This window comes from Streptomyces sp. TG1A-8 (assembly GCF_030499535.1).
GTDB lineage: Bacteria > Actinomycetota > Actinomycetes > Streptomycetales > Streptomycetaceae > Streptomyces.
Genome location: NZ_JASTLB010000001.1, coordinates 124,687 through 138,981, shown reverse-complemented (window position 1 = coordinate 138,981; position 14,295 = coordinate 124,687). Strand labels below are relative to the sequence as shown.

The following is a 14,295-nucleotide window of genomic DNA, read 5'->3' as shown; positions in this document are numbered from 1 at the left end:
CCGCCACACCATGACGGACGACAAGAAGCTTCTGGACTACCTCAGGCGCGCCACGGCGGAGCTCGGCCAGACCAAGGCGGCGCTGCGCGAAGCCCGCCAGGCGATGCACGAGCCGATCGCCATCGTCGGGATGGACTGCCGCTACCCCGGTGGCGTCGAGTCCCCCGAGGACCTGTGGCAACTGGTCGCCGACGGCACCGACGCCATCACCGAGTGGCCCATCAACCGGGGCTGGGACCTGGAAGGCCGCTACGACCCGGATCCCGACAAGGCCGGCACCTCCTACACCCGCAACGGAGGCTTCCTGCACGAGGCAGGTCTGTTCGACGCGGGCTTCTTCGGCATCTCGCCGCGTGAGGCGCTGGCGATGGACCCGCAGCAGCGGCTGATGCTGGAGACCGCCTGGACAGCCGTCGAACGCGCCGGCCTCGACCCGCACGCGCTGCGCGGCACCAGGACGGGCGTGTACATCGGTGCCATAGGCAACGGCTACGGCGACCGTTCCAAGGACGTCCCCGAACTCCAGGGACTGCTGGACACAGGCACCGCCGGCAGCGTCGTGTCCGGCCGTGTCTCCTACGTCCTCGGCCTCGAAGGCCCCGCGGTCAGCGTCAACACCGCCTGCTCATCCTCGCTGGTCGCGATCCACCTGGCGGTCCAGGCGCTGCGCACCGGCGAGGCCACCCTGGCGCTGGCCGGCGGCGTCACGGTGATGGCCACACAGGACGCGTTCATCGCCTTCAGCCGTCAGCGCGGTCTGGCACCCGACGGACGCTGCAAGGCGTTCGCCGACGCCGCCGACGGCACTGCCTGGTCCGAGGGCGCCGGTGTGCTGGTCCTGGAGCGGCTGTCGGACGCGCGGCGCAACGGCCACCGGGTCCTCGCCGTGATCCGGGGCAGCGCCGTCAACCAGGACGGCGCCTCCAACGGACTGTCCGCGCCCAATGGTCCGTCCCAGCAGCGCGTAATCAAGGAAGCGCTCGCCAACGCGCAACTCTCCACGGGCGACATCGACGTGGTGGAGGCGCACGGCACCGGCACCAAGCTGGGTGACCCGATCGAGGCGCAGGCGGTGCTGGCCACCTACGGCCGCAACCCGGAGCGCCCTGTGTGGCTGGGCTCCCTGAAGTCGAATATCGGTCATACCTCGGCGGCCGCAGGCGTCGGCGGCGTCATCAAGATGGTGATGGCGATGCGGCATGGGACGCTCCCCAAGACGCTGCACGTGGACGCCCCGAGCCGGGCCGTCGACTGGTCGGCGGGCAACGTGCGGCTGCTGACGGAGGAACGGCCGTGGGCCGACGAGGACGGTCCGCGCCGCGCGGGCGTCTCCGCCTTCGGCGTCAGTGGTACGAACGCCCACCTGATCCTGGAGCAGGCCCCGGTGGACGCTCCGCTGGAGGAGGGGGTGTCCGGGGCGGTCGGTGGCGACGCTGAGGGTTCGGTGTCGTCGTCTGTGGTGTCGTGCGTGGTGCCGTGGGTGGTGTCGGGTCGTTCGGTGGACGCGTTGCGTGCGCAGGCGGGTCGGTTGGTGTCGTTGGCGGGTGCGGATCGCGCCGCGGTGGGTGCGGCTCTGGCGGGCCGGTCGGTGTTCGAGCACCGTGCGGTGGTCGTCGGCGGGTCCGGGGTGGAGCTCGAGGCCGCTTTGGGAGCGGTCGTGGCGGGCGAGTCGTTGGCCGGCACGGTGACGGGTGTCGCTTCCGCTGTGGGCAAGACGGTGTTCGTCTTTCCCGGTCAGGGTTCGCAGTGGGCGGGGATGGCGGTGGAGCTGCTGGACTGCTCGCCGGTGTTCGCCGCGCGTTTTGAGGAGTGCGGCCGGGCGTTGGCGCCGTATGTGGACTGGTCGTTGCCGGAGGTTGTGGCCTCCGGTGAGTTCGGCCGGGTGGATGTGGTGCAGCCGGTGCTGTGGGCGGTGATGGTGTCGCTGGCGGCATTGTGGGAGTCGGTCGGGGTGCGGCCGGCTGCCGTGGTGGGCCATTCTCAGGGCGAGATTGCGGCCGCCGTGGTCTCGGGCGCGCTGTCGTTGGAGGACGGCGCGCGGGTTGTGGCACTGCGTTCGAGGGCGATCACCGCGCTGGCGGGCCGGGGTGGCATGGTCTCGGTTCCCCTTCCGGTGGAGCAGGTGGGCGGCCTGTTGCCCGAGGGTGTGTCGGTGGCGGCCGTGAACGGCCCCTCGTCCGTGGTTGTCGCCGGTGACCCGGCCGGTCTGGAGGAGATCCTGGGCCGGGTCGAGCGGGCCCGGCGCATCCCCGTGGACTACGCCTCGCACTCGGCGCAGGTGGAGGAGATCCGCGAGGAGGTCCTGCGGGTGCTGAAGCAGATCTCTCCTCGACCGGCCGTGGTGCCGTTCTACTCCACGGTGGACACCCAATGGCTCACCGGGGAGGAACTCGGTGCCGGGTACTGGTTCCGCAATCTGCGTCAGACGGTGCGGTTCGAAACCGCCGTACGGGATCTCGCGGCTGCCGGGCACGACGTCTTCGTCGAGGTCAGTGCCCATCCCGTCCTGACGATGGGGGTGGACGAGGCGCTGGGTGACGGGGCCGTCGTGTCGGGGACGTTGCGGCGTGACGAGGGCGGCATGCGCCGCTTCCTGACGTCGGTGGCGGAGTTGTTCGTCCGTGGTGTGGAGGTGGACTGGTCACCGTTCTTCGCCGGCACGCCGGCCTACCGGGATCTGCCGACCTACCCCTTCCAGCGCAAGCGGTACTGGCTGGAGGACAGTGTCGGCATCGGCGAGGCGGAGCAAAACCACTTCTGGCAGACGGTCGAGGACGGCAGCCTGGGAGAGCTGCTCGGCGTGGACCCGCAGACGCCGCTCAGCGCCCTGCTGCCCACGCTGTCCGACTGGCGCAACCGCCGCGACAGCTGCGCCACAGTTGACTCCTGGCGGTACCGCATCACCTGGAAGGCGCTGCCCGCCCGTGCACCCGGGGACATCTCCGGCCACTGCTTGCTGCTCGTCCCGGAGACCGGCCACCCGCTCGCCGTCGACGTACGCCGGGCGCTGGAGGCCGCCGGCGCAACGGTGACGCAGGCGGAACTGACCGCCGCCGACAGCGACCGGCGGACGCTCGCGCGGCGACTGGCCGGCCTGCCCCGTCCGTTGCACCGGGTGGTGTCGCTCCTCAGCCTGGACGAACGGCCGCACCCGGACCACGCCGTCGTGCCGGTCGGCGTGGCCCTCACCCTCGCTCTCGCCCAGGCGCTCGACGACACGGGCATCGACGCCCCGCTGTGGTGCCTGACCAGCGGCGCGGTCTCCACAGACCACGACGACCCGGTGACCGGCGTCGCCCAGAACCTGGTGTGGGGCCTGGGCCGCGTTGCCGCCCTGGAGTACCCGCGGCGCTGGGGCGGACTCTGCGACTTGGCCGAGGGCTTCGACCCCGCCGCCCTGACCTCCGTGCTGGCCGGTGACGGAGAGGAGGACCAGGTGGCCCTGCGGCCCGGCGGCGCGTACGGACGCCGCCTCGCCCGAGCCCCCTTGCCCTCCGGGGCAGCGCCCGAGCCATGGCGCCCCCGCGGCACCGTCCTCATCACCGGCGGCACGGGCGCCGTCGGCGGGCAGATCGCCGCCTGGCTGGCACGCAACGGAGCGGAACACCTGGTGCTCCTCAGCCGGCGGGGCGGCGACGCACCCGGCGCCGCGGAGCTGACCGCGGAACTCCGGTCCATGGGCGCCCGCGTCACCACCGCCGCCTGCGACGTGACCGACCGCGAGCAACTGGCCGCCCTCATCGCCGGCCTGGAGGCCCAGGGCGACCGGATCCGCTCCGTCATGCACACAGCGGGCGCGGGCCGCCTCGTGCCGCTACCGGACACCGACCTCGCCGAGTTCGGCGACACCCTGCACGCCAAGGTACTCGGCGCGGCCCACCTGGACGAGCTGATCGGCGAGGTGGACGCGTTCGTCCTGTTCTCGTCCATCTCCGCGGTCTGGGGCAGCGCGGACCACGGCGCTTACGCCGCCGCCAACGCCTATCTGGACGGCCTCGCGGAGCGCCGGCGCGCCCGCGGGCTGGCAGCCACCTCGGTGGTCTGGGGCATCTGGGCCCCGCAGGACGGCAAGGGGATGGCCGCCAACCTCGCCGAGCAGCAATTGCGCGGACGGGGCATCCCCTTCATGCGCCCCTCGCTCGCCATCGAGGGCTTCCAGCAGGTACTGGACCGGGACGAGACGGTCATCGTCGTGGCCGCCGTCGACTGGGACCGCTTCGCCCCCGTGTTCACATCCGCCCGGCCCAGCGCCCTCATCTCCGACCTGCCCGACGCCCGCGACGCGCTGTCCGATCAGGCGGCAGACGCCGCCCGTCAGGACGAGAGCTCCTCGCCCTTGCTGGATCGGCTCCGTGTCCTCCCCGAAGCCGAGCAGCGCGAAGCGCTTGCCGACCTCGTCCGGACCCAGGCCGCGGCCGTCCTCGATCACGAGTCCGCGGCCGACATCGATCCGGGGCGTGCCTTCCGGGAGCTGGGCTTCGACTCGCTGACCGCCGTCGACCTGCGCGGCCGGCTGAACGCCTCGACGGGCCTGCGGTTGCCGGTCACCGTCGTCTTCGACTACTCCACGGCCACCACCCTCGCCGACCACCTGCGCGACCAATTGCTCGGCACGGCGACGACGCAGGCCGCCCCGGTGCCGGTGACCGTACCCGCCGACGGCGACCCCGTCGTCATCGTCTCCGCCGCCTGCCGCTACCCGGGCGGCGTGCGCACCCCTGAGGACCTGTGGCGGCTGCTCGCGGAGGGGCGCGACGCGATATCCGAACTCCCCGGCGACCGCGGCTGGAACCTCGGGGACCTCTTCGACACCGATTTCGACCGGCCCGGCACGACCTACTCCCGGGCGGGCGGCTTCGTCTACGACGCCGGCCTGTTCGACCCGGCGTTCTTCGGCATCAGCCCGCGTGAGGCCCTCGCCATGGACCCGCAGCAGCGGCTGCTGCTGGAGACGTCCTGGGAGGCGCTGGAGCGGGCCGGTATCGATCCGACCTCGCTGAGCGGTACCCACACCGGCGTGTTCGTCGGCGCCGGGTACCAGGGGTACGGTGGGGACGGCGAGCGGGTGCCCGAGGAGGCCGAGGGCCATCTCATCGCCGGCATCTCCAGCAGTGTGCTGTCCGGTCGTATCTCCTACTCGCTCGGCCTGGAAGGACCGGCGCTGACGATCGACACCGCCTGCTCGTCCTCACTCATAGCCGTGCACCTCGCGGCCCAGGCGCTGCGGTCCGGCGAGTGCTCGCTGGCCCTGGCCGCCGGCGCCACCATTCTGGGATCCCCCCTGTCCTTCACCGGCTTCAGCCGGCAGCGTGGCCTGGCGGCCGACGGCCGCTGCAAACCGTTCGGCGTCGACGCCGACGGATTCGGCATAGCCGAGGGTGTCGGCATGCTCGTCCTGGAACGCATGTCCGATGCCCGGCGCAACGGGCACCCGGTGTTGGCCGTCGTGCGCGGCAGCGCCGTCAACCAGGACGGCGCCTCGAACGGCCTGACTGCGCCGAACGGACTCTCGCAGCAGCGCGTCATCCAACAGGCCCTGGCGAACGCCGGACTCGAACCCTCCGACGTGCACGTGGTCGAGGCGCACGGCACCGGCACCAGGCTGGGCGACCCGATCGAGGCCCAGGCCCTGCTCGCCACCTACGGCCAGGGCCGCGACCGGCCGCTGTGGCTGGGCTCGCTCAAGTCCAACATCGGCCACACCCAGGCCGCCTCCGGCGTGGCCGGCATCATCAAGATGCTCCAGGCCATGGAGCACGGCGTGCTGCCCAGGACGCTGCACGCGGACGTCCCCTCGCCGTTCATCGACTGGTCCGCGGGGAACATCGAGCTGCTGACCGAGGAGCGGGCCTGGGACGGCCCGCGGCGTGCCGGCGTGTCGTCGTTCGGCATGAGCGGCACCAACGCGCACGTCATCATCGAACAGGCCGAGCCCGCCCCTGTTCAGGAGACCGCGCCGACCGCGGAGACCGCCGCCGAACCGGTCGTGGCCTGGACCCTGTCGGGCCGCACCGAGGACGCGGTGCGTGACCAGGCACGCGCCCTGCTGGACTGGCCGGACGCCGACCCGCTGGATGTCGGCTACTCGCTGGCGACCACCAGGACCGCGTTCGAGCGGCGGGCCGTGGTCGTGGGAGCCGACCGCGAGGAACTCGCCGCCGGCCTCCGTGCGGTGCTCGACGGCAGGGCACCCGTACACACCGCCGACGCCGGCCGCCGGACCGTGTTCGTGTTTCCGGGTCAGGGGTCGCAGTGGGCGGGGATGGCGGTGGAGCTGCTGGAGTCGTCGCCGGTGTTCGCCGAGCGCCTCGCCGAGTGTGAGCGTGCCCTGGCTCCGCATGTGGACTGGTCGCTGGCCGAGGTCCTGCGATCCGGTGACTACGAGCAGGTGGACCGTGTGCAGCCGGTGCTGTTCGCCGTGATGGTCTCCCTGGCCGCGCTGTGGCGGTCCTACGGCGTCGAACCGGACGCGGTGGTCGGTCACAGCCAGGGCGAGATCGCCGCCGCGTGTGTGGCCGGGGCGCTGACGCTGGAGGACGCGGCGATGATCGTCGCCCTGCGCAGCAAGGCCCTCACCGCGCTCGCCGGGCAGGGCGCGATGATGTTCGTGGCCATGGCGGCCGGACCGCTGCGCGAACGCATCGCCGACTGGGACGGCCGTATCAGCGTGGCCGCCGTCAACGGTCCCGCTTCGGTGACGCTTTCCGGCGACCCCGGGGCACTGGAGGAACTGAGCGCGGCGCTGTCGGACGAGGACGTCCTGCGCTGGCCGATCCCGGGTGTCGACTTCGCCGCGCACTCGCGCCAGGTGGAGCGCATCCGCGACGAACTCTCCGGCCTGCTGGACGGTGTGCGTCCACGTCCGGCCGCGGTCGGGTTCTGGTCCACCGCCGACAGCGCGTGGCTGGAGGGTTCCGCCCTGGACGCCGGGTACTGGTACCGCAACCTGCGCCGGCCCGTGGAGTTCGACCAGGCCGTCCACCAGCTCATCACCGCGGGCTACGACACGTTCGTCGAAGTCAGCCCGCACCCCGTGCTGACGATCTGGGTGCAGCAGGCACTGGAGGCCGGCGACGGCGGAGCCGTTGTCGGCACCCTGCACCGGGAGGAGGGCGGCCTGGACCGCTTCCTGACCTCCCTCGGCGAACTGCACGCGCGCGGCGCCACGGTGGACTGGGCCGCCGCGCACACGGGCGGCCGCCGTGTCGCCCTGCCCACCTACGCCTTCCAGAGGCAGCACTACTGGCTCGTTCCGCCCCCTGGCGAGCCCCAGGCCCTGCCCACGGCGGGCGACAGCGACGCGTGGCACTACCGGGTCACCTGGCGTGTCCTGACCGGCGGCCCGGCCCGCCCGGCCGCCGGTGACTGGCTGGTCGTGACTCCCGCCGGCACGGACGTCGACGGGTACCTCGACGCACTGCGCCGGCACGGCGCCCACATCCTCGTGGTCCCGTGGGAGGAGACCGCCGACCGGAACGCCCGCGCCGAACTGCTGCGCACGGCATCGTCCGGCGGCGAACCCACAGGCGTGCTCTCCCTGCTGGGTCTCGCCGACCGGCCATGGTCGGCCGGGTCGGTGCTGCCTGCCGGGCTCCCGCTGACCGTGTCCTTGCTCCAGGCCCTGGGGGACGCGGGCATCGACGCGCCGCTGTGGACCGCCACCCGCGGCGCCGTGTCCGTCAGCCCCGGCGATCCCCTGGACAGTCCCGCGCAGGCGGCCCTGTGGGGCCTCGGTGGCGTGGCTGGCGTCGAGTACCCGGCACGATGGGCCGGCCTGGTCGACCTGCCCGCCGCCTTCGACGACCGGGCCGCGGAACAACTGCTGGCGGTGCTCACCGGGGAGACCGGAGAGGACCAGGTGGCCGTCCGCCCGTCCGGCGTCTACGGCCGCCGGGTGGAGCACGCCGACCGGCTGTCCGGCCCCGCCACCGGCGACCCGTGGCAGCCCACCGGAACGGTGCTGGTCACCGGTGGTCTGGGCGCCCTCGGCGGACATGTGGCCCGTTGGCTGGCTACGGCCGGCGCCGAACACCTGGTGCTGACCGGACGGCGCGGCCCGGACACCCCCGGCGCGGCTGAACTGGTCGCCGAACTCGGCGCACTGGGCGCCCGGGTCACCGTCGCCGCCTGCGACGTGGCCGACCGGGACGCCGTCGTGGAACTCCTGGCCGGCATTCCGGCCGAGACTCCGCTGACCGCCGTGGTGCACGCCGCGGGTGTCCTCGACGACGGCGTGGTCGACTCCATCACCGGCGAGCGCGCGGCCGGCGTGTTCCGGCCGAAGGCCGACGCCGCGATGCTGCTGCACGAACTGACCCGCGACCTGGACCTGTCGGCGTTCGTGCTGTTCTCCTCACTGGCGTCCACCGTCGCCGGCACCGGACAGGGCAGTTACGCCGCGGCCAACGCCTACCTCGACGCGCTGGCCCTGCACCGCCGCGACCTAGGTCTGCCCGCCACCTCGGTCTCCTGGGGGCTGTGGGCCGGCAAGAGCCTGACCGACGAGGCAGTGGCCGCCCGCCTGATCCGCGACGGCATGCCCGCCATGGACCCCGAGCGCGCCGTCGCCGCCCTGCGGGACGCTGTCGGCCGACGCGAACCGCACGTGATTGTCTCCGACTTCGCGTGGGACCGGTTCGTCCCCGCCTTCACCGCCCTGCGGCCCAGCCCCCTCATCGCCGACCTGCCGGAGGTTGCCGCGCTCGCCGAACGGCCGGCCGGGCCCGAGCAGCCGTCCGCGCTGGACCGGGCCGCGCTGCTGGAGCTGGTGCGAACGGCGGCCGCCGAGGCCCTCGGCTACCCCGATTCCGACGCAATCGGCCGCGACCGGGTCTTCAAGGACCTCGGCTGCGACTCGCTGACCGCGGTCGAACTCCGCAACCGCCTCTCCGCAGCGACTGGGCTGCGACTGCCGGTCACCCTCGTCTTCGACCACCCGACCCCGTCCGCTGTCGTCGACCACCTGGTGGCGGAACTCGGCGGGCCGGAGGCGCGGACCCGGGACGTCGCGGTCCCGGCGGCCGGCGCCGCGGTCACTGATGACGAGATCGCCATCGTGTCCCTTGCCTGCCGCTTCCCCGGTGGCGTCCACTCCCCGGAGGACTTCTGGCGGCTGATCAGCGAGGGCGGTGACGCCATCACTCCGTTCCCCACAGACCGTGGCTGGGACCTGGACGCCCTGTACGACCCGGACCCGGACCACCACGGAACCACCTACGCGCGCGAAGGCGGCTTCCTGCACGACCTGGCCGACTTCGACCCCGCCTTCTTCGGCATCTCCCCGCGGGAGGCGACGACCATCGACCCGCAGCAGCGACTGCTGCTCGAGACCGGCTGGGAGGCATTCGAGCGGGCCGGCATCGACCCGCAGTCGGTCAAGGGCAGCCGCGCCGGCGTGTTCGTCGGCTCCAGCTACCACGACTACGGTCTGCGGGTGCGCAACGCGCCGAAGGAAGTGGAGGGCTACCTCGGCATCGGCAGCGCGGGCAGCGTCGCCTCCGGGCGTATCTCCTACACCTTCGGCCTGGAGGGGCCGGCCGTCAGCGTGGACACCGCCTGCTCGTCCTCGCTGGTCGCCATCCACCTCGCCGCGCAGTCCCTGCGCGCCGGGGAGTGCACCATGGCGCTGGCCGGCGGTGCCGCCGCGATGGCCACCCCGGTGTCGTTCATCGAGTTCAGCCGGCAGCGCGGCCTCGCCGCCAACGGCCGCTGCAAGCCCTTCGCGGCTGCCGCCGACGGCACCGCCTGGGCCGAGGGCGTCGGCGTCGTGCTGCTGGAGAGGTTGTCGGACGCGCGGCGCAACGGACACCCGGTGTTGGCCGTCGTGCGGGGCAGCGCGGTCAACCAGGACGGCGCGTCCAACGGGTTGACCGCTCCCAACGGTCCCTCCCAGCAGCGGGTGATCCGCGACGCCCTGGCCAGTGCCCGGCTGGCGCCCACCGAGCTCGACGTGGTCGAGGCGCACGGCACCGGCACCAGGCTGGGCGACCCGATCGAGGCCCAGGCGCTGCTGGCGACCTACGGCCAGGACCGCACGCGGCCACTGCTCCTCGGCTCGGTCAAGTCCAACATCGGCCACGCCCAAGCCGCGGCAGGCATCGCGGGCGTCATCAAGATGGTGCTGGCCATGCAGCACGGCACAGTGCCCGGCACCCTCCACGTGGACGAGCCGTCGCCGCTCATCGACTGGACCGCGGGCAGCATCGAGCTGGTCACCGGGAACACCCCGTGGCCCGTCACCGGCCACCCCCGCCGGGCAGCCGTGTCCTCCTTCGGTGTCAGCGGCACCAACGCGCACACCATCCTGGAGCAGGCCCCCGACGACGCGGCGACCACCGACGACGTACGGGAGCCGCTGCCGGTGCCGCTGGTGCTGTCCGCCCGCAGCGCCGAAGCGCTGCGCGAGCAGGCGGCCCGGCTCGACAGGCACCTGGCGGAGCACCCGGAGGTACGGCTCGCCGACGTCGGCCACACCCTGGCCACCGCCCGCGCGCACCTCGAACACCGGGCCGTCGTGCAGGGCGAGGACCACGGTGCGATCCGTGCCGCCCTGCGGTCGGTGACCGGCACCCTTCTCCCCGCGGAGCGGCGCCTGGCGTTCCTCTTCTCCGGACAGGGCAGCCAGCGGCTGGGTATGGGGCTGCGGCTGCACCGCGAGTTCCCGGTGTTCACCGAGGCGTTCGACACCGTGTGCGCAGCCCTCGACCCGCTTCTGGACCAGCCCCTGCGCGCCGTCATCGGCTCCGCCGCCGACTCGGCGGACGCGGACCTGCTCAACCGGACGGCCTTCACCCAGCCGGCCCTCTTCGCCGTCGAGGTCGCGCTCTTCCGGCTCGTCGAGCACTGGGGCGTGCGGCCCGACTACCTCATCGGCCACTCGGTCGGCGAGCTGGCGGCCGCCCACGTCGCCGGGGTGCTGTCGCTGCCGGACGCCGCCCGCCTGGTGGCGCAGCGGGCCCGGCTCATGCAGTCCATGCCCGGTGACGGAGCCATGGTGTCCGTGATGGCCCCCGAGGACGTGGTCCTGCCCTTCCTCGCGGACCGTGGAGACACGGTCGCCGTGGCCGCGCTCAACAGCACGACGGCCACCGTCATCGCCGGGGACGAGGAGGCCGTGCTGGACGTCGCCGGCCGACTCGCCGCGGACGGCTACAAGACCAAGCGGCTGCGAGTCAGCCACGCCTTCCACTCCCCGCACATGGACGGCATGCTGAAGGAGTTCCGTGAGGTCGCGGCACAGCTCGAGTTCCACCCGCCGCGTATCCCCATCGTCTCCAACGTCACCGGGGCCCTCGCCGACGCCGACCAGCTGTGCACACCGGACTACTGGGTGGACCACGTCCGCCAGGCGGTGCGGTTCCTCGACGGTGTTCGGACCCTCGAACGGGCCGGGGTGACCGCGTTCCTCGAGATCGGCCCCGACGGCTCCCTCACCGCGCTCGCCCAGGACTGCCTGGAGGGCCGAGCCGAGCTGATCCCGCTGCTGCACCGGGACCGCGACGAGGTCCACTCGGTGACCGCCGCCCTGGGCCGGTTGCACACCCAGGTGCGCACCCCCGACTGGGAGCGGTTCTTCGAGGACCGCGACGTGCGGCGCGTGCCGCTGCCCACCTACGCGTTCCAGCGCGAGCGCTACTGGCTCGATGCCCCAGCCGACGCCGGCGACGTGACGTCGGCGGGTCTGGTCGCCACCGGGCATCCGCTGTTGGGCGCCGCCGTCGAACTGGCCGAGTCGGACCAATACGTGTTCACCAGCAGGCTGTCGCTGTACAGCACACCGTGGCTGGCCGACCACGGGGTGTTCGACGAGGCGTTGTTCCCGGCGACGGCCTTCCTCGAACTGGCGGTCCGGGCGGCCGACGAGGTCGGCTGCGGCCGGGTCGACGAACTGTCCCTGGCGGCACCGCTGGTGCTGCCGGCGCAGGGCGCCGTGGTCCTGCAGATGCGGGTCGGCCCGCGGGCGGCAGACGGGACCCGCTCGCTGGAGGTCTTCTCCCGGCCGCAGGACGCGCCCGCCGAGGAAGCGTGGACCCGGCACGCGGACGGTGTGCTGTCGTCGGCCGCCACACCCGCTGCCCAGTCGCTCGTCGAGTGGCCGCCACCGGGCGCCGAGCGGATCGACGTCACCGGCCTGTACGACCGGTTCACCGAAAGCGGCTTTGCCTACGGTCCGGTCTTCCAGGGGCTCACGGCGGTGTGGCGCCGCGGCGAGGAGGTGTTCGCCGAGGCCGCCCTGCCCGCGTCCGTGCGGTCCGAGGCCAGCCGCTTCGGACTTCACCCGGCTCTCCTGGACAGCGTGCTGCACTCGCTGGCCTTCGGTGTGCTGAGTGGCAGCGGCCAGGCCTGGTTGCCGTTCTCCTGGAGCGGCGTCACCCTGCACGCCGGCGGCGCGGCCGCCGTCCGGCTGCGCATGGTGCCCACCGGCGACAGCTCGATGTCCGTCACCCTCGCCGACGCCACGGGCACACCGGTCGCCACGGCCGAGTCGCTCGCCCTGCGGCCGGCCGCACCCGCCAGGTCCGCGACCGGTGGCGGGCGGATCCACCAGACCCTGTACCGCCCGGAGTTCATCGAGGTACCGCTGCCCGCCGCCGGGGGCGCCACCGCGTTCGAGGTGCGCAGCTACGAGCCGGGACAGGACGCCGACGCCGTGCGCCGCGCCACCCGGCAGGCACTCGCCGACATCCGCGACTGGCTCGCCCAGGACGGGGAGGGGGCCAAGCTCGTCTTCGCCACCAGCGGCGCGGTGCCCCTGACCGCGGAGGACGATGTGACCGATCTCGCCGGTGCCGCCGTCTGGGGTTTGGTCCGCTCCGCACAGACCGAGCACCCGGACCGGTTCGTGCTGGTCGACCACGACGACGACACGGCACTCGCGCGCGCCGTGGCCGGCGGCGAGCCGCAACTGGCGGTGCGCGACGGCCGGGCGTACGCCTACCGCATCGCGCGCGTTCCGGTGGGCGCAGCTCCCACCACACCGCAGTGGGAGCGCGGCGGCACCGTCCTGGTGACCGGCGGCACCGGCGCGATCGGTGCCCACGTGTCCCGGCACCTGGTCACCGAACACGGGGTCGGACGACTTCTGTTGACCAGCCGCAGCGGCCCCGCCGGCGAAGGCGCCGCGCGGCTGCAGGAGGAGCTCACGGCGCTGGGCGCCGAAGTCGAGGTGGCGGCCTGTGACGTCGCCGACCGCGACGCGCTCGCCGCCCTGCTTGCCGCGGTCCCGTCCGCGTTCCCGGTCACGGCCGTCGTCCACACCGCCGGTGTGGTGCGGGACGGCATCGTGGCAGCCATCACCGACGAGCAACTGGACGTGGTCCTACGGCCCAAGGTCGACGCGGTCCTCAACCTCCAGGAACTCACCGCGGACCTGGACCTGTCGGCCTTCGTGGTCTTCTCCTCCGTGGCCGGCGTCTTCGGCGGCATGGGGCAGGCCAACTACGCGGCGGGCAACGCCTTCCTGGACGCCCTGTCCCACCACCGCAGGGCCCAGGGACTGCCGGCCGCCTCGCTGGCCTGGGGCCTGTGGGCCAACGACGCCGGCATGAGCGGCCACCTCGATGAGAACGACTTCAAGCGCATCGCCCGGGGCGGCATCATCGCCTTCCCGCCCGCGGAGGGCCTGGAGCTGTTCGACACAGCGCTCAGCGAGGACCAGCCGGTCCTGCTGCCGCTGCGCCTGGACACCAAGGCGGTCCAGGCGCAGGGCGAGGTGCCCGCGGTGCTGCGGGGACTGGTGCGCTCGACCGTACGGCGCAGCGCCGCCGACGCCACCACCGGCGCCGCAGAGGCGGCGGGCCTGGCTCAGCGGCTGTCCGGCATGACGGACACACAACGCGACCGGGCCCTGATCGACCTGGTCCGTGACCACACCGCCACCGTGCTGGGATTCACCGAGGCCGGCTCCGTCGATGTCGACCGTGGCCTTCTCGAGGTGGGCTTTGACTCGCTGACCGCGGTCGAACTGCGCAACCGGCTGGGCGCGGTCACCGGACTGCGGCTTCCCGCCACCCTGCTCTTCGACTACCCGTCGTGCCGGGCCATCGCCGGCTACCTCGCAGCCGAACTTGTTCTGGAGCCGGCGGACGGGCGACTGCCGGGCGTCGCCGAGCTGGAGCGGCTCACCGTCCTCCTGGACGACGAGCGCTACCGCGACGAGCTAGCCGGCCGGTTGCGGGATCTGTTGGCCAAGGCGGGCTCGGCGAGCGAGGTCGACCGCGTGGACCAACTCCTCGACTCGGCCGACGACGACGAGATCTTCGACTTCATCGACAACGAACTGGGCATGTCGTGACC

1 protein-coding gene is annotated in these 14,295 nt (G+C 73.0%); it reads left to right on the top strand.

Annotation, left to right across the window (positions count from 1 at the left end):
- Window positions 1-10 precede the first annotated feature (10 nt).
- Window positions 11-14,293, top strand: a complete 14,283-nt coding sequence (locus QQY24_RS00540) for a type I polyketide synthase (RefSeq protein WP_301970685.1) — start codon at window positions 11-13, stop codon at window positions 14,291-14,293.
- Window positions 14,294-14,295: the final 2 nt, after the last annotated feature.